Source organism: Planococcus notacanthi, assembly GCF_030407825.1.
GTDB lineage: Bacteria > Bacillota > Bacilli > Bacillales_A > Planococcaceae > Planococcus > Planococcus notacanthi.
This window is the reverse complement of the sequence record NZ_JASDCQ010000001.1, coordinates 1,365,469-1,384,866: the sequence shown is the minus strand read 5'-3', so window position 1 is coordinate 1,384,866 and position 19,398 is coordinate 1,365,469. Positions and strand designations below refer to the sequence as shown.

The window sequence follows — 19,398 nt, the reverse complement described above, 5'->3', positions numbered from 1 at the left end:
AGATTTATTCTATTAAAAGGGGAGATTTTTATGAATTTGCATGAACTATTCAAAATGCAGGAAGAATTGGACCGATTTATCCAATCGAATCAGGAAATCAACGAAGACGTTTTCAGAAAGAAAGGTTTGGCTTTATTAGTGGAGTTAGCTGAACTGGCGAATGAAACGCGCTGCTTCAAATTTTGGAGTACCAAAGGACCTTCTGAGCGGTCGGTCATTTTAGAGGAATACGTTGACTCGATTCATTTCTTGCTATCACTCGGTATTGAGAAGGATTTGAATACCTTAAAGAAGTGGCCCGAGCCCGTAGCGGAAACGGATTTGACGGAGCTGTTTTTGCTGACTCAAAAAGCCATTCAAGAGTTTCTGGAGAATTATTCAATGTCCAATTTCATGGAGATTTGGAGCTGCTATGGCGGATTGGCGCTAGCGTTGGAATTTAGCTATGAGGAAGTGCTCGAAGCCTATATCCAAAAGAATAAAACCAATTACGACCGCCAGCATAACGGCTATTGAAAGAATGAATGTTTTGATAATTGAACAGGATTGCATTATAATGGAAAAGCAACGGATTATTTAGGAGGTCGAAATAATGTCTACTCTAGATGAAACACAATTGATGTTAAAAGAATTGACGGATGCGAACGGCATTCCTGGAAATGAGCGCCAATCGCGTGAAGTCATGAAAAAATACATAGCACCATTTGCCGATTCCATAGAAACAGATGGCTTGGGAAGTTTGATTGCACGAAAAGAAGGACTGGCTGACGGACCTAAGATCATGGTAGCTGGCCATTTGGACGAGGTCGGATTTATGGTTACGCAAATCGACGAAAAAGGCTTCTTGAAGTTCCAACCGGTAGGCGGCTGGTGGTCACAAGTGATGCTGGCTCAGCGTGTGACAATTACCACGCGCAGCGACAAGGAAATTACAGGGGTGATCGGTTCCAAACCACCGCATATCCTGTCTCCGGAAGCGCGCAAAAAACCTGTCGAAATCAAAGACATGTTCATCGATATCGGAGCGTCTTCGCGTGAAGAAGTGAAAAAGTGGGGCGTGACTCCCGGCGACATGATCACTCCATATTTCGAGTTCACGGTAATGAACAATGAAAAATTGCTGATGGCAAAAGCTTGGGACAACCGCATTGGTTGTGCAATCGCTATTGATGTTCTAAAAGGACTGAAAGGCGTCGACCACCCGAACGTCGTTTACGGAGTGGGCACGGTGCAGGAAGAAATCGGCTTGCGCGGCGCTAAAACAGCGACTGCCCAAATACAGCCGGATATCGGATTTGCTGTGGACGTCGGTATTGCCGGCGATACGCCGGGTATTACCAGCAAAGAATCCAACAGCAAGATGGGCGATGGCCCGCAATTGTTGCTGTTCGATGCTTCGATGGTTTCCCATCGCGGCTTGCGTGAACTGGTCGTAGACACGGCTGAAGAAGCAGGCATTCCGTATCAGTTCGAAACGATTGCCGGCGGCGGAACAGATGCCGGATCTATCCATTTGACGGCAAACGGAGTTCCTGCCTTGGCGATCGGCGTAGCGACACGCTATATCCACTCGCACGCAGGCATCCTGCATCGCGACGATTACGAAAATGCCGTGAAACTGATTATTGAAGTGATCAAAAAGCTCGATAAAGACACAGTGGCGCGCATTACATTTGAATAAACTAGGTGACCTCTTCGCTTTGACGAAGGGGTTTTTTAATTTTTGTTGATTCTGCAAACAAGCTGCCGAATTCCGCAAACAACGTTGGGTATTCTGCAAATAAAATGGTTATTCCGCAAACAATCGTTTGATCTTTCGCTTTTCGCCTGCGAAAAGCATTCATTACAAGTGTTTTTTCATTTGGAAATGCGGAATCTTGATAAGTTCAACAAAAACCTACGAAAGAAAGAAACGTCGCTTAATGCTATACTTCAACTATTCTATGGGGAGGTGCTTAATGAGCAAAAAAGAAATGGGTTTACTGTCGGAAACAGAGTCGCTGGAAAGGCTGTTATATCGTTTGCCGGAAAATCATCCGAAACGCCAATTTTTGCAAGTCGAATTGTTTAGAACAGCTGCAGGAAAAAGAGGAGAAAAACGGCTGGAACAAAAATTGAAAGAATTTAGACTTGCAGAAAATCATCATTTTCTGCGGAATGTTTGCTTATCAAAAGGCGAGTGGAGAATTCAGATGGATGGATTATTGCTGACCGAACGGGGGGCCATCATCATTGAGTCCAAAAACATCAGCGGCCAATTGTTTTTCGATGATAAGACAGGCGAATTTTCACGAATCGACTTGGAAGGCATCCGAACTGTTATGGAAGATCCGACAGTCCAATTAAATAAGCATATCCGTTTTCTTTCACTATTCTTCAAACAGCACAAAATCAATTTGCCAATCGACGGCATAGTGGTTTTCACTTCAAAGTATTGTGAGTTCATGACAAAGCCGAAAATGCGCTATGTCTGCAAAAATTATCAACTCATTGATTATTTGTTCACCATACTCGATACATTCCCTCAACAAGCCACACCTCAAAATCTACAGAAGATTGATAAACCCCTTCAAAAATTTCAAACTCCTTACAATCGGTATCCATTGTGCCAGCAATACTTTATCGATCCCAATGAATTGCAAACAGGCATTCTCTGTGCAGCTTGTAAAAAACATAGTATGGTACGCAAACACAAATCAGGGTGGGTATGTGAGAGATGTCAGCTGGTGGATCCGCTTGCGTTGGAATGTGCTGTGCAAGAATATTTCTCGTTGGTCCATCCGCAGCTGAGCAACCGGCAGCTTCGGCAATTCTGCAATATTGACTCGCCTTATCTGGCTTCACGTTTGCTGGCAGCATTCGATCTTGAACCCATTGGCGCTTTGCGGAACCGCAGTTATCAAATTAAAGAAGAAACAGTAGCTTTTCGCCCTTGGTGAAGAGCTTTTTTTGCGTTCTGCAAACAAGCTGCCGAATTCCGCAAACAACGTTGGGTATTCTGCAAACAAAATGGTTATTCCGCAAATAAACATACGTATTCTGCAAACAACTATCGCGTTTCCGCAAACAACCCTTTAAATAGAAATGAAGCATAAACGGATACTGGAAATATGTTATGTTTAGTTTACATTGTGTTATAAAAACCGAAGATATCTCCAGGAAGGTGAAACCAATGCTTAAGAATTGCGTAAAAGAGTTGAGAGTTCGCTCTGGTTCCACGCAAAGCAAGTGGATGCCGCCCGCCAGACGATTGCCTTTATTGAAAAGGAGAGTTTTCGCTCTGTATTTTTTGAACTTCCGCAAACATTACAAGGAGGAACTTGAATGATTTATGAATACTTTTTGGTCTTTCTGGGAGCTGCGATTCCTTGGTTTGAAATCGCGTTGGTCATTCCGCTCGGCATCATCTGGGGCTTGTCGCCGTTTTGGGTGATGGTGCTGGCTTTTGTCGGCAATATGGTGACTGTGCTGGCGTTGATTATCGGCTTTGACCGGTTTCAGATCTGGTACAACAAGCGCCAGGAAGCGAAAGGCAAAGCTGTTTCGAAAAAGAACGAACGCGCCAAACGAATTTGGAATAAATACGGCTTGCCCGGTCTCGCCATGCTTGGACCTATTTTGATTGGGACGCATATCGCAGCTTTCATCGGTATGACACTCGGTGCTACGAAAAAGAATACGACGTTGTGGCTGACTATCAGCATCGCCGTCTGGACATTGGCTTTCGGCATTTTAACAGCTCTTGGCTTTGATTTCTTCACGAGGGAAATCTAAGCTGTGTCCAGACTCCAGCGCCCAGCCCCTCGAGTCGCTTCAGCCTTTCCAGCAATGGCAAAGGACGCCATTACCGTAAAGGCTTCCAGCGCTTGTCGGGGCTAGATGGGCGCTTCCGCTTTTCTGTATGCTATACTGAAGCTATTCTGAAATAAAGGCGTGATCCTGTAATGAAAAGAATTGAATCGAACCAAAACTCACTCGTCAAGCATTGGAAAAAGCTTGGAACGACCCGGAAAGAACGCGATAAATTCGCGGAATTCCTGGTCGAAGGCTTTCATTTGACGGAAGAGGCTTTAAAGAAAAAAGAGCTGATCAAGTCATTGATCGTCCGTGAAGGTGTGGACATTCCAGCAGACTGGGATGTTGAAGGAGTTCCTCAATATTCCGTAACAGCGGGTGTAGCAAAAGAAATATCGGAAACCGAACATACGCAGGGAATTTTTGCACATTGTGCGCAGCCTGAGTTTGCGGAAGACGAACAGAAGACATGGACGAAGCTTCTGATGATCGATGCTGTCCAGGATCCGGGCAATATCGGCACAATGATCCGTACGGCATCGGCGAGCGGCATCGACGCCGTGATTCTGGGCAAAGGATGCGCAGATCCGTATAATCCGAAAACCGTGCGTTCGGCGCAAGGATCGCATTTCCAAATCCCTGTCGTTAAAGGGGAATTGGTTGAATGGATTGAACAGTCCAAAGCGAGCGGCATCCAAATTTTCGGAACGGCATTGCAAAACTCGGTGCCGGTCCATGAAGCGGAGACGCATGAGAAATTTGCTTTGATCGTTGGAAATGAAGGCAGCGGTGTTGACCAAGTGCTGCTTCAGCAGACAGACCAAAACCTGATGGTGCCGCTTTATGGCAGTGCAGAGTCATTGAATGTCGCAGTAGCAACCGGCATTCTTTTGTATAGTCTCGTCCCGAAAAACTAAGTTTGATAAAAGCCGTGAACTTTCGTATAATGAAAGAGTAAATATAAGTAAAAGCGAAGAACGGGAAAAGTACGTTGCGCCCTTACATCACAGAGATTCCGCACCTTGACTGGAAGTGTGGATATGTAAACGCCTCAGAAGTTCACCCCGCGAGCTGCCCGACGGGACCAGTAGAAATACTGTAAAGATGGGCCGGTGAAGAGCCGTTATGTAAATGAGTGATTGCTGTATGGCGATAACTAGGGTGGTACCGCGAATAATGCCTCGTCCCTTTTCTGGGACGGGGCTTTTTACTGTCTAAGGAGGAGAAAAGAATGGAAGCACAATTGCAGGAATTGAAAACACAGGCACTCGATCAGATTGCCGCAGCTTCAACGGTCAAAGAACTGAACGACGTCCGCGTGGCGTATTTAGGGAAAAAAGGGCCGATTACGGATTTATTGAAAGGCATGGGGAAACTCCCGGCTGAAGAACGTCCGAAAATGGGTGCTTTGGTCAATGTTGTACGTGAAGAAGTGACAACTCAATTGGAAGGCCGTATGGCTATCCTGGAAGAAGAAGCGATCAACATGAAGCTGCAAAGTGAAACGATCGACATCACCTTGCCAGGACGCCCTGTGAAAACAGGCAATTCGCATCCGTTGACGCGCGTTGTGGAAGAAATCGAAGACTTGTTTATTTCCATGGGCTACGAAGTGGCAGAAGGGCCGGAAGTGGAAAAGGATTATTACAACTTTGAAGCGCTGAATTTGCCGAAAGGTCATCCGGCTCGCGATATGCAGGATTCCTTCTATATAACAGAAGATATTCTATTGCGTACACATACATCACCGGTACAGGCGCGTACGATGGAAGCCAAAGGCGGAGAACCGATTAAAATCATCTGCCCGGGCAAAGTGTATCGCCGCGACAGCGATGACGCAACGCATTCGCACCAGTTCACGCAAATAGAAGGATTGGTCATCGGAGAAGATATCCGCATGAGCGACTTGAAAGGGACACTTTCCGTCTTCGCCAAGAAAATGTTCGGCGACGACCGCGAAATCCGTCTTCGCCCAAGCTTCTTCCCATTCACGGAGCCATCTGTGGAAATGGATATTTCCTGCTTCAAATGCGGCGGCAGTGGCTGCAACGTCTGTAAAAAAACAGGCTGGATTGAAATTCTGGGCGCTGGAATGGTGCATCCGAATGTTCTTGAAATGGCCGGCTATGATTCAAAACGCCTGACTGGCTTCGCTTTCGGCATGGGGCCTGAGCGCATTGCCATGTTGAAATATGGCGTTGAAGATATCCGTCATTTCTATACGAACGATGTCCGCTTTTTATCCCAATTCCAACGTACAGAACTTTAAGGAGGAAATAAAACATGCTCGTATCCATTAATTGGTTGAAAGACTATGTAAATACACAACAATTGCCGCCCGCTGAACTGGGTGAAAAAATAACGCGTTCCGGTATCGAAGTGGACGCAGTCATTGACCGTTCGCACGGTATGACAAATATCGTCGTCGGCTATGTCGAGTCTTGCGTAAAGCATCCGGAAGCCGATAAACTATCCATTTGCCAAGTCAATGTTGGCGAAGAAACCACTCAAATCATCTGCGGTGCACCGAATATCGCAGCCGGTCAAAAAGTCATCGTTGCTCGTCCTGGCGCAAAACTTCCTGGCGATATCAAAATCAAGAAAGCGAAGCTTCGTGGAGAAGAATCCCATGGCATGATCTGCTCGCTGCAGGAACTGGGCATTGAAGGCAAGTTGGTTCCCAAAGCTTACGCTGAAGGCATCTATGTATTGCCGGAAGATGCGGAAACAGGATCTGACGTCATCACCAATTTTGATTTGGATGACACAGTGTTGGAACTGGGCTTGACGCCAAACCGTGCAGACGCGATGAGCATGCTTGGAGTCGCTTATGAAGTGGGTGCGATTCTTTCCGAAGAAGTGCAGCTTCCTGAAATCAGCTACAACGAAGCATCCGATACTGCGGCGTCAATGCTGACGTTGAATGTGGATGCACCTGAAGCCAATCCATTATATGTCGCAAAAGTGGTCCGCAACATCAAAGTACAGGAATCGCCAATGTGGCTTCAACAGCGTTTGATGGCAGCCGGCGTCCGCCCGCATAATAATGTGGTCGATGTCACCAACTACATTTTGATGGAATACGGCCAGCCGCTTCATGCGTTTGATTACGATGCACTGGGAACCGGCAACATTACAGTTCGCCACGCCAAAGAAGGCGAAATGATCACTACGCTTGACGACGCAGAACGAAAATTATCCGGCCATCACTTAGTCATCACCAATGGTGAAAAACCAGTGGCGATTGCAGGTGTAATGGGTGGAGCCAACTCAGAAGTAAGTGATTCGACAACGACGGTTGTCATTGAATCGGCTTATTTTGCGTCAGGATCTGTACGCCAAACATCGAAAGACCACGGACTTCGCAGCGATGCAAGTTCACGCTACGAAAAAGGCGTTGATCCAAATCGTGTCATCCCAGCTGCAGAACGTGCAGCGCAATTGCTGTCTGAACTCGCCGGCGGGGAAGTATTGGCGGGATCAGTGGTATTTGATGAATTAAATAAAGAAGAGAAAATTGTTAAAGTTTCTCCGGATTTCATTAACAGCCGTCTCGGCATGAAAATTCCTTTCGAAGACATGCTGGATATTCTGAAGCGCCTGAAATTCGATACACAAGCAGTAAATGGCCAATTAGTGATTTCCGTACCAACACGCCGCCAGGATATTCAAATTCCTGAAGACGTGGTGGAAGAAATCGCACGCCTTTATGGCTATGACGAAATTCCAGCAACTTTGCCGGAAGCGGAAACTACGCCAGGCGGCTTGACGCCTTACCAGGCAAAACGCCGCATTGTCCGCAACCTGATGGAAGGCGCTGGTTTGCTTCAGGCGACGACGTATTCACTGACTTCCGAGAAATCGGCGAAGCAATTTGCTTTGGAAGAAACGGATACGACGCGTCTGTTGATGCCGATGAGCGAAGAACGCAGCATCCTTCGCCAAAGCTTGCTTCCGCATCTTTTGGAATCTGTTACGTATAACACAGCGAGAAGAATGGATTCAGTGGCATTGTATGAAACCGGTTCAGTCTTCCTAAAAGGCAATGATGAGCTTTTGAACGAGCAGGAGCATTTGGCAGTCGCAATGACCGGTCTTTGGCTTGATAACAGCTGGCAGGGCGAGAAAAAGCCAGTCGACTTTTTCGTTCTGAAAGGCATTGTGGAAAGCCTTGCCGATAAACTGGGTATCCAGTTGACGTTTGAACGCGGCCAAATGGATGATTTGCATCCAGGCAGAACGGCATTCATCATGCACGACGGCCAACGCATTGGTGTTATGGGCCAATTGCATCCGTCCGAGCAAAAAGCACGCGACTTAAAAACAACGATTGTCATGGAATTAAACCTGGCAGCGCTGTTGAATCTGGAAACAGAAGCTTTGGTCTACACGCCAGTGCCGCGCTACCCATCCATGTCACGCGATGTAGCATTGGTCCTTTCGAAAATTGTCGAAGCGGCAACGATTGAAACAGTTATCCGCAACGCAGGCGGCAAGCTTTTGAAAGACGTTCGCGTATTCGATCTGTACGAAGGCGATAAAATGGAAGAAGGCAAAAAATCAGTGGCCTTCTCGTTAACTTACTTCGATCCTGAGAAGACGTTGACGGACGAAGAAGTCATCAACGCACACGATAAAGTATTAGCAGCATTGACGGAAGTCGGCGCTGAGTTGAGAAGTTAATTTATTTTTGACTAAAATAACCCCTCGAGAAATTTTCTCGAGGGGTTATTCATCTATCCACGTCGCTTCCCAGCCAAAACCTTCGCCTTCCCGGTATTCGCAAAATGCACCTTCGTCAAACTCTTCAAATATTCCTCACCATGCTTCAGCAAAATCTTCGCCGCAGCTTCATCAACAATCTTTCCAGCACCTTTTGGCAATGTCACTCCTGCTTCTGCGCTCATGCGATCCATTTCTTCCAAAAAAGCAACGCGTGCAATGATGGAAGCGCAGGCCACAGATACATGGAGCCCTTCCGCTTTAGTGGAGAACAGAACGTTCTCACGGACAATTTCAGGTTCTTCTTTGATGTGTTTGTAGTAGATGCCGCGCTCGGCGAATTGGTCGATCAGAATAGCGTCCGGTTTTTCCGGCGCGATTTTGCTCAATACATGTTTAAGTACCTGGTTATGCAGCAGTGCTTTTATTTTTCCTTGCGACCAGCCTTTGCCTTGCACTTTGTTGTATTTATCATTTTTCAAAGTCAGCACTTTATGGGCAAATGCTTCCCTTAAGTCGGGTGCCACTTGGCGCATCCATGCATCGGTAAGCTGCTTGGAATCTTTGACGCCGAGTTCATGGGCGAGTTCGACTTTGTCTGCAGGTACATAACAGGCAGCTACCGTAATCGGGCCGAAGAAGTCGCCGGTGCCGGTTTCATCAGACCCAAGGACGGATAGCTTGGCGAATCCGTCAGGCAGTTTGTCGCCTTTCGTCGAAACGGTCTTTTCGACTGCTGATTCTGCAGCTCCCCATTTGGCGGCTTCACGAGCGGCGCCGTTTCCTTGGAACATGACTTTTCCGGAAGTGTAGACAGTGACCACAGTATCCGGCAATTTGGCGCTAAAGCGGGCATATGGATTTTTGGTCTGGATTTTGTTTTTCTGGTAATGCGAAATCACTTGGAGCAGACTTTCCTCCGGGAGTTTCAGAACTGTATTTGACATGGACACGTCACCTTTCTTTGATTCACAATCGGCTTGTTTTCATGGTATGATGGTCTATAGAATTCCAAAGGGGGATATTGCATTGTCAGAGCAACATAAAATTCACACGGTCGTTGACATCTATGGCAACACCTATAAAATGGTCGGTACCGAGACTTCCGGCCACATGCGTCTGGTCGCATCGATCGTCGACAGCAAAATGCGCGAGATCAATGCCTTGAATCCATCGCTGGACCAAGCGAAGCTTGCGGTCTTGACGGCTTCAAATGCGGTACATGACTATCTTAAACTGAAAGAGCAAGTTGAACAATTAGAAAATGAATTGAAAAAACTGAAGGGTTGACGCTAATGCTTGATATACTTTTACTCATCATACTGCTTGGCGGCATCATCGTGGGCGCCAAACGAGGCTTTATTGTCCAGTTAATCCACATGGTCGGCTTTGTTGTCGCTTTGATTGTGGCTTATAAGTATTATAAACCCTTATCCGAATACTTCACGTTATGGATTCCGTACCCGGCAGTAAATGAAAACTCGCAGTTCACAATCGTCGTAGACCAATTGGATCTGGATCAGACCTTCTATCAATTATTGGCGTTTGCGCTTATTTTCTTTGTGGTGAAGTTCGGTTTGCAGCTGATTGCTTCTATGTTTGATTTCTTGAAGTTTTTGCCGGTGCTCGGATTTTTCAGCAAGATTCTTGGAGCAGTATTAGGCTTAATTGAAGTTTACATCCTGTTGTTTATCTTCATCTATGTACTGGCGCTGCTGCCGGTTGATGCAGTGCAGAACCAATTGGAGAATTCAGGAATTGCCCAGTCTATGCTTGAACATACACCTTATTTCTCTGAGAAAGTGAAAGAATGGTGGTATATTTATATGTAGTAGGAACTTCTCTCTTACGAGGGAAGTTTTTTTAATCGAAATGGGGAGGGCTCTCGTTGAATAAAAAAATCATCATCCGTACGCTTGAAAAGATAGCATTATATATGGAGCTTAAAGGGGAAAACCCGTTTAAAGTATCAGCTTTCCGAAAAGCCGCGCAGGCGCTTGAACTGGACCAGCGCAGCCTGGACGAAATTGAAGATGTTACGAAGCTGAAAGGCATCGGCAAAGGCACGGGAGACGTCATCCTCGAATTGATCAACGACGGCAAATCGACCGTTCTTGAAGAGCTTCAGGAAGAGGTGCCGAAAGGCCTCATCCCAATGATGAAGCTGCAGGGAATGGGCGGCAAAAAGATCGCCAAGCTGTACAAGGAACTTGGCATCGACTCGATGGAAGCCTTGAAGGCAGCCTGCTTGAATCAGGAAATTCAAAAACTTCCTGGGTTCGGTCCGAAATCGGAAGAAAAAATCTTGAAAGAACTGAATGATTTCGAAACCAAACCTGATCGCCAGCCGATCTGGAAAACGGAAGAAACCGTGGCATTCATTGAAGACGTCCTGATTACAATTGCGGAAGTCACTGAGTTTTCAGTGGCCGGCAGTTTCCGTCGAACCAAAGAAACCAGCAAAGATTTGGACTTTATCATTGCAACGGCTGAACCGGCGCTTGTGAAGGAACAATTGCTGGCAGCGTTGCCCGTGCAGGAAACGATTGCATCAGGAGAAACGAAAGTATCTGTTACTGTCGATGTATTGGAGCCGATTGATGTCGATTTCCGCCTGGTGGCACCTGAAGAGTTCGTCACCGCTTTGCATCACTTCACCGGATCTAAAGACCATAATGTCAAAATGCGCCAATTGGCGAAATCCCAGAACAAGAAAATCAGTGAATACGGAGTAGAGCAAGAAGACGGGGCAGTTGTGACTTTTGCATCCGAGAAAGAATTTTTCGCGCATTTCGGACTGCCTTTCATTCCGCCATCCGTTCGTGAAGATGGGCGTGAGCTTGACCGCCTGGAAGAATTGCCTGAGCTGGTGGCGATTGAAGACATCAAAGGCGATCTGCATATGCATACCACCTGGTCTGACGGAGCCAATTCTTTGAAGGAAATGGTCGACGCCTGTGTGGCGAAATCCTATGAATTTATGGTCATCACCGACCATTCCCAATACTTGAAAGTCGCCAATGGCTTGACGCCGGAGCGTTTGACAGAGCAGAATGGATTAATCCGCGAAATCAATGAGCAGTACCCGGCGATTGAAGTGTTGTCCGGAACGGAAATGGACATTTTGCCGGACGCCACATTGGATTTTGACGATGATATGCTGAAGCAATTGGATTTTGTCATTGCCAGTATCCATTCTAGCTTCCAACAGCCACAGGAACAGATCATGGCACGCATTTTGACTGCGATGAAGAATCCGCATGTCCACATGATCGCACATCCAACTGGCCGAATCGTAGGCCAACGCGAAGGGTACGATCCGGATGTTGAACAGATTCTGGATTGGGCCAAGGAATACGGCAAAATTGTCGAGTTGAACGCCAGCCCGTACCGTTTGGATCTTGCTGTCCCGTATTTGGTGATGGCGCAGGAAAAAGGTGTGCCTGTCGCAATCAATACGGATGCCCATGCCATTGAAGGCCTGGAAGTCATGGAAACCGGCGTCAAGCATGCCCAAAAGGCATGGCTGAAAAAAGACAATGTAGTAAACACATGGTCGCTGGAAAAATTGAAAGCCTATTTGAATAAATCGAAGTAAATTTGTTTTTAAAATCATATGAAGTTGTTTTTCGGAATATCTTTATTAATTTATCTGAAACGTTAGGAGGTTCTTAAATGATCGCAGAACGCGCGTTAAGAACACTTGAATTTTATAAAATCCGGGATGAAGTGGCACGGTATTGCACATCGTCACTAGGAAAAGCCCATGTGGATAACTTGCTGCCATCTACAGATATCAACGAAGTTAATCGTTTGCTCGAAGAAATGGATGAAGGCGCACAAGTATTGCGTGTCAAAAATAATGTGCCGATGGGCGGTATTTTTGATATCCGTCTGCATGCACGGAGAGCGCAAATTGGCGGCAGCCTGAGCCCGATGGAGTTGATGGAAGTTTCATCGACCATCCGTGCCAGCCGCATCCTGCGCCAGTTTTTCGAAATGATCCAGGAAGAAGCAGTGATTCAAATTCCACATTTCCTGGAGAAAAAAGAATCGATGCCGATTCTGACAGCTCTCGAACATGCCATCAACATCTGTATTGACGATAACGGCGGCGTTTTGGACAGTGCGAGTTCTGAATTGCGCTCAATTCGCCAGCAACTGCGGACGCAGGAAAGCCGCGTCCGTGAACGGCTGGAAAGTCTGGTGCGCGGTAAAAATGCATCGAAAATGCTGTCGGATTCCATCGTCACCATCCGCAATGACCGTTTTGTTATTCCCGTTAAACAGGAATACCGCAGCCATTATGGCGGCATTGTGCACGATCAATCATCATCCGGGCAAACATTGTTCATTGAACCGGATGCCGTGGTACAGGCCAATAATGAAGTGCGCCGCCTGAAAATGAAAGAAAAAGAGGAAATCGACCGCATTCTGCAAATGCTGTCAGCACAAGTGCAGGAAGTGGCTCATGAACTATTTGATTTAGTGGAAGTGCTTGGGGAAATCGATTTGATTTTGGCAAAAGCGAAATACGGAGCTGCCCATAGAGGGACCAAGCCGACTATGAACACAGAAGGCTACATCAATTTGAAGAAAGCCCGCCATCCACTGATTCCAAAAGATGAAGTGGTGCCGAATGATATCGAATTTGGTGGGGAAATCACCGCCATCGTTATTACCGGCCCGAATACAGGCGGTAAAACGGTGACCTTGAAAACAGTTGGCCTCTCAACTTTGATGGCTCAATCCGGTTTGCCGGTTCCCGCGCTCGATGGCTCGGAACTGGCGGTATTTGATCAGATTTTTGCGGATATCGGCGATGAACAATCCATCGAACAAAGCCTCAGTACCTTTTCATCCCATATGGTCAATATCGTTGATATCCTGACCAAGTTCGATGAGAATTCATTGGTGATTTTTGATGAGTTGGGTGCAGGTACAGATCCGCAGGAGGGAGCTGCGCTTGCCATTTCACTGCTGGATGAAGTGCATGGCAGAGGAGCACGTGTCATTGCAACGACGCATTATCCGGAATTGAAAGCATATGGCTTTAACCGTCCGGGTGTAGCTAATGCCAGCGTTGAATTTGACGTGGAAACATTAAGCCCGACTTATCGCCTGTTAATTGGCGTACCGGGCCGAAGCAATGCTTTTGAAATTTCCAAACGCCTCGGCTTGCCGGAACATATCATCAGCCATGCCAAGAGCTTTACGGGAACTGACAGCAAAGCAGTCGATTCGATGATTGCCTCTCTTGAAAAGAGCCGCCGTGAAGCGGAGCAGGACGCCGAAGAAAGCAAACGGGTCCTGGCTGAATCCGAACGGCTGAAAAATGAGCTGGCGAAGCAGCTGGAAGAGTACGAACAGCAAAAAGAACAGCAAAAAGAACGGCTGGAAGAAAAAGCGAAAGAAAAAGCGCGGAAAATCGTCGACCAGGCACGGGCAGAAGCTGAAGCTGTCATCTCGGATCTTCGCAAGATGCAACTGAACCAAAGTTCGTCTGTAAAAGAGCATGAACTGATTGACGCGAAAAAACGTCTGGAAGACGCGATGCCCCAAAACCGTATCCTGAAAAAAGCAGCAAAAGATAACGCAGCCAAACCGCTGAAAGCCAATGACGAAGTCAAAGTAATTTCCTTTGGCCAAAAAGGGACATTGGTCGAGAAAGTGTCGAAAAATGAATGGATTGTTCAAATCGGCATTTTGAAAATGAAGTTGCCGGAGTCTGATTTATCCTATACCAAACCCGAAAAACAGAAAGAGACCCGGACCATGGCAACCTTGAAAGACCGGGACAGCCATGTGAAGATGGAACTCGATTTGCGCGGGGAACGCTATGAAGATGCCCTGGCGCGTGTTGAAAAATACCTAGACGATGCGTTATTATCAAATTACCATCAAGTATCGATCATTCATGGAAAAGGGACCGGTGCATTGCGCCAAGGTGTCCAGCAATATTTGAAAAAGCATCCACGGGTGAAAAGCTATCGTTTTGGTGAAGCAGGGGAAGGCGGCTCGGGCGTTACCGTCGCCGAGTTAAAGTGAGTTTCCGCAGAGGAGTATAGGACATGACAGAGAATGGATTTTGGACGCACCCAGTAGTCGAATCAGCTGGCTACTTCAGTGTGGTGGTATTGTGCCTGATCGTTGCCATGGTAATTTTTGAAATGGTGACAAAATATAATAACTGGGAACAAATCAAAAAAGGGAATTTGGCGGTAGCAATGGCTACAGGCGGAAAGATTTTTGGCGTCACTAATATTTTCCGCTTTTCCATCGAGCAGCATAATTCCTTGTTCGAAATGATCGGCTGGGGATTGTTCGGTTTCACCTTGCTGATTTTTGCTTATATCCTGTTTGAGTTTCTGACCCCTAAGTTCAAAGTGGATGATGAAATTGAGCAGGACAACCGGTCTGTCGGATTGATTTCAATGGTCATTTCTGTCGGTTTGTCTTTTGTGATCGGAGCCAGTATTCAATAGGAGTTGGATGTCGTGGAAAACTTAATCAAGATATTATTTGTCTTTTGTGCAATCTTTCTGATTGTGGGAGTCATTTTTCTGTTTCTTTTCTAAAGAGCAGCGCCAGCCTTGGAGCTGGCTTTTTTCTTGCCTTAATCTAAGAATAGACAGATTTAAGCAAGATAGTACAATATATAAAAAATATAGTTTGTAAGCGGTATCATTTTTCTTTATAATTAAATATAGGAATATTCGCACGATTCTAAAAAAATAGGGGGTCAAAAGAATGACTGAAAAGCCGTGGTTAGCCCATTACCCACCGGAAGTTCCGCACACGTTAACGTATCCCAGCATGCCGGTACAGGATTATTTAACAAAGGCATACAGAAAGTTCCCGAAAAAAATAGCCATCCATTTCATGGGGAGAGAACTTTCTTATGAAGAACTTTATCAATCCTCTATGAAGTTTGCCAACTACCTGCAGAAACTGGGCATCCAGAAAGGCGATCGGGTTTCAATCATGTTGCCGAACTGTCCGCAGGCGGTCATCAGTTTTTATGGGATCCTCTATGCCGGCGGTGTTGTCGTTATGACCAATCCGCTGTACACAGAACGGGAAATCGCTTACCAAATGAAAGATTCAGGAGCCCGTGCCATTATTGGGTTGGATATCCTGTTCCCGAGGATTTCGAAAGTATTGAAGGAAACGGATCTGGAAAATGTCATCGTCACAGGCATCAAGGATTACCTGGCATTCCCGAAAAATTTGGTTTATCCGTTTATCCAGAAAAAACAATATGGCATGAATGTGAAAGTGGAACATCGGGGCGTTAATCACTTGTTTACAGAAATCATGAAAACGGCGCAGCCGACTGTAGCAGAAACGCCATTTGATTTCGATGAAGATTTGGCATTGCTGCAGTACACAGGAGGAACAACTGGTTCTCCAAAAGGTGTTATGTTGACGCATAAGAACATCATCTCCAATGCTACAATGTGCGACAGCTGGCTGTATAAAACAACAGATGGTGAAGAGACAATCATCGGAATCATCCCGTTATTCCATGTCTACGGATTAACGACCGTCTTAATTTTATCGGTTATGCAAGGAAATAAAATGGTATTGCTGCCGAAATTCGATCCGGAAACGGCATTGAAGACGATCAACAAGCAAAAACCGACGCTTTTCCCTGGAGCACCAACTTTGTATATCGGTTTAATGAACCACCCCGATATTGCCAAATACGATTTGTCTTCCATCGAAGCCTGCTTGAGCGGTTCAGCACCACTGCCGGCTGAAGTGCAGGAGAAATTTGAAGCATTGACCGGCGGGAAATTGGTGGAAGGCTATGGTTTGACGGAAACGTCACCGGTCACCCACTCGAATCTGGTTTGGGGCGAACGGACAAAAGGGTCAATCGGTCTTCCATATCCGGATACGGATTGCAAGATTTTCCAGACAGGCACAACCAGTCCGGTTCCAAATGGGGAAATCGGTGAAATCGCCATCAAAGGGCCTCAGGTAATGAAAGGCTATTGGAACAAACCTCAAGAAACAGCTGCTACAATCGTCGATGGCTGGTTATTGACAGGAGACCTTGGCTATATGGACGATGAAGGTCATTTCTTTATCGTCGATCGCAAAAAAGACATGATCATTGCTGGTGGTTTCAATATTTATCCGCGTGAAATCGAGGAAGTGCTATATGAACATGAAGCTGTTCAGGAATGTGTAGTAGCGGGTATACCGGATCCATATCGCGGGGAAACAGTAAAAGCATACATCGTGCTAAAAGAAGGCTATAATGTAACTGAGGAAGAATTCAATGTTTACTGCCGTGAGCATCTTGCTTCATTTAAAGTGCCGCGCATTTACGAATTCCGTAAAGAACTGCCAAAAACAGCAGTTGGGAAAATTCTGCGCCGTTCACTAGTGGACGAAGAAATTGCCAAGCAGAACGAAGCAGTGCCATCTTAATCGAATATAGCTTGACACATTATTGAATAAACTATAATATGAAAATATGAATGAATCGCCATTCATATTTTCATATTTTTTTGGGTGGTGACAACATGGTAAAAAAGGATAAGCCGAAATATAAACAAATCATTGATGCGGCCGTTATTGTCATCGCTGAAAATGGCTATCATCAAGCACAAGTCTCGAAAATAGCTAAACAGGCCGGGGTAGCCGACGGAACGATTTACCTGTATTTCAAAAACAAAGAAGACATTTTGATTTCTGTATTCCAGGAAAAGATGGGCGTGTTCGTCAGTAAGCTGGAGCAGATTATCTCACGTGACTTGGATGCTGCATCCAAATTGGGATTAATGATCGAAAGCCATTTTGAACTTTTGGCTGGTGACATCCATTTAGCGATTGTCACACAGCTTGAACTGCGCCAATCCAATTACGAAATCCGCATGAAAATCAATAATGTGCTGAGGGAGTATTTGAAGCTGATGGACCAGATTCTGGTTAAAGGCATGGAAGATGGAGAATTTGATCAATCTATGGATATTCGTTTAGCAAGGCAAATGGTTTTTGGTACAATGGATGAGACCATCACCACTTGGGTGATGAATGATCATAAATATGATTTAGTCGAACTCGCACCACAAGTTCAGCGTTTGCTGCTGAAAGGTATGCGGGCTTAAAGGAAGGGGCTCATTGGATGGAATTTATCAGTTGGAAAAAAGAAGACGGAGTAGCTGTCGCGACGATTAATCGTCCACCGGCAAATGCACTGTCGCGTTCGCTCATTTTGGAAGTTGATGAATTGTTGAACCAAGTTCAGAATGATGAAGAGGTTCGAGTCATTGTCTTGCATGGGGAAGGAAGATTCTTTTCTGCAGGGGCTGACATCAAGGAGTTTACGCAAGTATCTTCAGGAGAAGAATTTTCGAAATTATCAGCGAGCGGCCAGGAAGTTTTTGAACGGGTTGAAACCTTCCATAAGCCTGTGATTGCGGCGATCCACGGAGCGGCATTAGGAGGCGGATTGGAATTGGCGATGAGTTGCCATATGCGATTTGTCACTGAAAATGCTAAACTGGGATTACCGGAGCTTCAACTGGGCTTAATACCCGGGTTTGCTGGGACGCAGCGCCTGCCAAGATATGTAGGCTCGGCGAAAGCAGCTGAAATGCTGTTGACGAGCGATCCGATCTCCGGTACCGAAGCTGCACAATATGGTTTGGCTAACCGGGCTTATGCTGAAGAAGAACTGTTAACGGAAACGCTTTCAATCGCCCGTAAAATTGCGAAGAAAAGCCCGGTTTCCGTTAAAGCGGCGATTGGGATGCTGCAGTACACAAAGCCTGCGTCTTATCATGAAGGCGTAAATGCAGAAGCACAATCTTTTGGAACTGTTTTTGTTTCAGAAGATGCAAAAGAAGGAATCCAGGCATTTCTGGAGAAACGTGAAGCACATTTTAAAGGGAAATAATACTTGGGAGGTTTACGTTCATGAACATTTATGTATTGGTAAAACGTACGTTTGACACAGAAGAGAAAATCGTCGTTTCAGGTGGACAAATCCAGGAAGACGGAGCGGAATTCATCATCAATCCATACGATGAGTACGCAATTGAAGAAGCCATCACTGTGCGTGACGCACACGGCGGCGAAGTGACAGTTGTCACAATCGGCAATGAAGAAGCAGAGAAGCAGCTGCGTACCGCACTTGCGATGGGCGCTGACAAAGCTGTCTTGATTAATACAGAAGACGATGTTGAAGAAATGGACCAGTTTACTTCTGCGTACATACTGGCTGAATACTTGAAAGATAAAGAAGCTGATTTGATTCTAGCAGGGAATGTAGCAATCGACGGCGGATCTGGACAAGTCGGACCACGTGTGGCTGATTTGCTTGGCATCAACTACGTAACGACAATCACCAGCTTGAGCATCGAAGGCGAAACAGTTACCATCGTCCGCGACATTGAAGGGGATGCGGAAGAATTGGAAACATCTTTACCGCTTCTAGTTACTGCTCAGCAAGGGCTGAACGAGCCTCGCTATCCATCACTTCCGGGTATCATGAAAGCGAAGAAAAAGCCGCTTGAAGAATTGGAATTGGATGATTTGGATATCGAAGAAGACGATGTAGAAGCTAAAACTGAAACGATTGAAATCTACTTGCCGCCGAAAAAAGCGGCTGGCCGTATTCTGGAAGGCGACATTTCCAACCAAGTGACAGAATTGGTCGGACTATTGCGCAACGAAGCAAAAGTTATTTAATCAAAGAAAAGCGAAGGTGCCCGTTCAGCTCTGACGGGCATAAGACAGACCAGCGAAGTGGCGCTCTTTGCCGCACAGCTGGGCTGGCTTATGACCCAAAGAGTTGGGTGCCGGGGTCTGGACAAAGAAAAGCGAAGGTGCCCGTTCAGCTCTGACGGGCATAAGACAAACCAG

Annotated in this window: 17 protein-coding genes and 1 other annotated feature; of the genes, 16 read left to right on the top strand and 1 reads right to left on the bottom strand. The window is 46.1% G+C overall.

Going from position 1 to position 19,398, the window contains the following annotated elements:
- Positions 1–30: 30 nt before the first annotated feature.
- The 7 genes from QMA01_RS06770 (at position 31) to pheT (ending at position 8,478) form a co-directional block, all read left to right on the top strand.
- Positions 31–516: a dUTP diphosphatase gene (locus QMA01_RS06770; RefSeq protein WP_191716020.1), complete on the top strand. Its 486-nt coding sequence runs from the start codon at positions 31–33 to the stop codon at positions 514–516.
- A 76-nt stretch (positions 517–592) separates the two neighbouring features.
- The gene (locus tag QMA01_RS06765; RefSeq protein ID WP_290214585.1) at positions 593–1,681 is read left to right on the top strand and encodes a M42 family metallopeptidase; all 1,089 of its coding nucleotides are present in this window, start codon (positions 593–595) and stop codon (positions 1,679–1,681) included.
- A 277-nt stretch (positions 1,682–1,958) separates the two neighbouring features.
- Positions 1,959–2,939: a nuclease-related domain-containing protein gene (locus tag QMA01_RS06760; RefSeq protein ID WP_290214584.1), complete on the top strand. Its 981-nt coding sequence runs from the start codon at positions 1,959–1,961 to the stop codon at positions 2,937–2,939.
- 385 nt (positions 2,940–3,324) lie between these two features.
- Positions 3,325–3,774, top strand: a complete 450-nt coding sequence (locus QMA01_RS06755; RefSeq protein ID WP_191716018.1) for a small multi-drug export protein — start codon at positions 3,325–3,327, stop codon at positions 3,772–3,774.
- Positions 3,775–3,944: 170 nt separating this feature from the next.
- Complete coding sequence (locus QMA01_RS06750) at positions 3,945–4,712, top strand: TrmH family RNA methyltransferase (RefSeq protein ID WP_290185232.1); 768 nt, start codon at positions 3,945–3,947, stop codon at positions 4,710–4,712.
- Positions 4,713–4,759: 47 nt separating this feature from the next.
- Positions 4,760–4,987, top strand: a binding site (T-box leader).
- Positions 4,988–5,026: 39 nt separating this feature from the next.
- Positions 5,027–6,064 carry a phenylalanine--tRNA ligase subunit alpha gene (gene pheS, locus QMA01_RS06745; protein ID WP_191716016.1) on the top strand — a complete coding sequence of 346 codons (1,038 nt, stop codon included), beginning with the start codon at positions 5,027–5,029 and terminating at the stop codon, positions 6,062–6,064.
- Positions 6,065–6,078: 14 nt separating this feature from the next.
- Positions 6,079–8,478 carry a phenylalanine--tRNA ligase subunit beta gene (gene pheT, locus QMA01_RS06740; RefSeq protein ID WP_290214583.1) on the top strand — a complete coding sequence of 800 codons (2,400 nt, stop codon included), beginning with the start codon at positions 6,079–6,081 and terminating at the stop codon, positions 8,476–8,478.
- Positions 8,479–8,531: 53 nt separating this feature from the next.
- On the opposite strand, the gene rnhC is transcribed toward pheT, so the two are convergent.
- Positions 8,532–9,464: a ribonuclease HIII gene (gene rnhC, locus QMA01_RS06735; RefSeq protein WP_290214582.1), complete on the bottom strand. Its 933-nt coding sequence runs from the start codon at positions 9,462–9,464 to the stop codon at positions 8,532–8,534.
- Positions 9,465–9,546: 82 nt separating this feature from the next.
- Between rnhC and zapA the strand changes: the two genes are divergently transcribed.
- The 9 genes from zapA (at position 9,547) to QMA01_RS06690 (ending at position 19,224) form a co-directional block, all read left to right on the top strand.
- Positions 9,547–9,807 carry a cell division protein ZapA gene (gene zapA / locus QMA01_RS06730; RefSeq protein WP_065537053.1) on the top strand — a complete coding sequence of 87 codons (261 nt, stop codon included), beginning with the start codon at positions 9,547–9,549 and terminating at the stop codon, positions 9,805–9,807.
- 5 nt (positions 9,808–9,812) lie between these two features.
- Positions 9,813–10,349, top strand: coding sequence for a CvpA family protein (locus tag QMA01_RS06725; RefSeq protein ID WP_203339741.1), 537 nt, complete (start codon positions 9,813–9,815; stop codon positions 10,347–10,349).
- Positions 10,350–10,405: 56 nt separating this feature from the next.
- Positions 10,406–12,115, top strand: a complete 1,710-nt coding sequence (gene polX / locus QMA01_RS06720) for a DNA polymerase/3'-5' exonuclease PolX (protein ID WP_290214581.1) — start codon at positions 10,406–10,408, stop codon at positions 12,113–12,115.
- Positions 12,116–12,192: 77 nt separating this feature from the next.
- Positions 12,193–14,565 carry an endonuclease MutS2 gene (locus QMA01_RS06715; RefSeq protein ID WP_290214580.1) on the top strand — a complete coding sequence of 791 codons (2,373 nt, stop codon included), beginning with the start codon at positions 12,193–12,195 and terminating at the stop codon, positions 14,563–14,565.
- Positions 14,566–14,588: 23 nt separating this feature from the next.
- Positions 14,589–15,002, top strand: a complete 414-nt coding sequence (locus QMA01_RS06710; protein WP_191716010.1) for a DUF350 domain-containing protein — start codon at positions 14,589–14,591, stop codon at positions 15,000–15,002.
- A gap of 265 nt (positions 15,003–15,267) precedes the next feature.
- The gene (locus QMA01_RS06705) at positions 15,268–16,959 is read left to right on the top strand and encodes an AMP-binding protein (RefSeq protein ID WP_290214579.1); all 1,692 of its coding nucleotides are present in this window, start codon (positions 15,268–15,270) and stop codon (positions 16,957–16,959) included.
- A gap of 95 nt (positions 16,960–17,054) precedes the next feature.
- Entirely contained in the window at positions 17,055–17,639 is a 585-nt protein-coding gene (locus QMA01_RS06700; RefSeq protein ID WP_290214578.1) for a TetR/AcrR family transcriptional regulator, read from the top strand.
- Between the two features lie 17 nt (positions 17,640–17,656).
- On the top strand, positions 17,657–18,430 hold the full coding sequence (locus QMA01_RS06695) for an enoyl-CoA hydratase (protein WP_290214577.1): 774 nt from the start codon (positions 17,657–17,659) through the stop codon (positions 18,428–18,430).
- Positions 18,431–18,450: 20 nt separating this feature from the next.
- Positions 18,451–19,224, top strand: a complete 774-nt coding sequence (locus tag QMA01_RS06690) for an electron transfer flavoprotein subunit beta/FixA family protein (protein ID WP_191716006.1) — start codon at positions 18,451–18,453, stop codon at positions 19,222–19,224.
- The last annotated feature ends 174 nt before the right edge of the window (positions 19,225–19,398 follow it).

Coding starts and splice junctions, on each gene's coding strand:
- pheT (WP_290214583.1), top strand. CDS start 6,079: ATGCTCGTATCCATTAATTGGTTGAAAGACTATGTAAATACACAACAA.
- QMA01_RS06765 (WP_290214585.1), top strand. CDS start 593: ATGTCTACTCTAGATGAAACACAATTGATGTTAAAAGAATTGACGGAT.
- QMA01_RS06770 (WP_191716020.1), top strand. CDS start 31: ATGAATTTGCATGAACTATTCAAAATGCAGGAAGAATTGGACCGATTT.
- QMA01_RS06725 (WP_203339741.1), top strand. CDS start 9,813: ATGCTTGATATACTTTTACTCATCATACTGCTTGGCGGCATCATCGTG.
- QMA01_RS06690 (WP_191716006.1), top strand. CDS start 18,451: ATGAACATTTATGTATTGGTAAAACGTACGTTTGACACAGAAGAGAAA.
- QMA01_RS06695 (WP_290214577.1), top strand. CDS start 17,657: ATGGAATTTATCAGTTGGAAAAAAGAAGACGGAGTAGCTGTCGCGACG.
- QMA01_RS06705 (WP_290214579.1), top strand. CDS start 15,268: ATGACTGAAAAGCCGTGGTTAGCCCATTACCCACCGGAAGTTCCGCAC.
- QMA01_RS06750 (WP_290185232.1), top strand. CDS start 3,945: ATGAAAAGAATTGAATCGAACCAAAACTCACTCGTCAAGCATTGGAAA.
- QMA01_RS06760 (WP_290214584.1), top strand. CDS start 1,959: ATGAGCAAAAAAGAAATGGGTTTACTGTCGGAAACAGAGTCGCTGGAA.
- rnhC (WP_290214582.1), bottom strand. CDS start 9,464: ATGTCAAATACAGTTCTGAAACTCCCGGAGGAAAGTCTGCTCCAAGTG.
- QMA01_RS06715 (WP_290214580.1), top strand. CDS start 12,193: ATGATCGCAGAACGCGCGTTAAGAACACTTGAATTTTATAAAATCCGG.
- QMA01_RS06710 (WP_191716010.1), top strand. CDS start 14,589: ATGACAGAGAATGGATTTTGGACGCACCCAGTAGTCGAATCAGCTGGC.
- QMA01_RS06700 (WP_290214578.1), top strand. CDS start 17,055: ATGGTAAAAAAGGATAAGCCGAAATATAAACAAATCATTGATGCGGCC.
- QMA01_RS06755 (WP_191716018.1), top strand. CDS start 3,325: ATGATTTATGAATACTTTTTGGTCTTTCTGGGAGCTGCGATTCCTTGG.
- pheS (WP_191716016.1), top strand. CDS start 5,027: ATGGAAGCACAATTGCAGGAATTGAAAACACAGGCACTCGATCAGATT.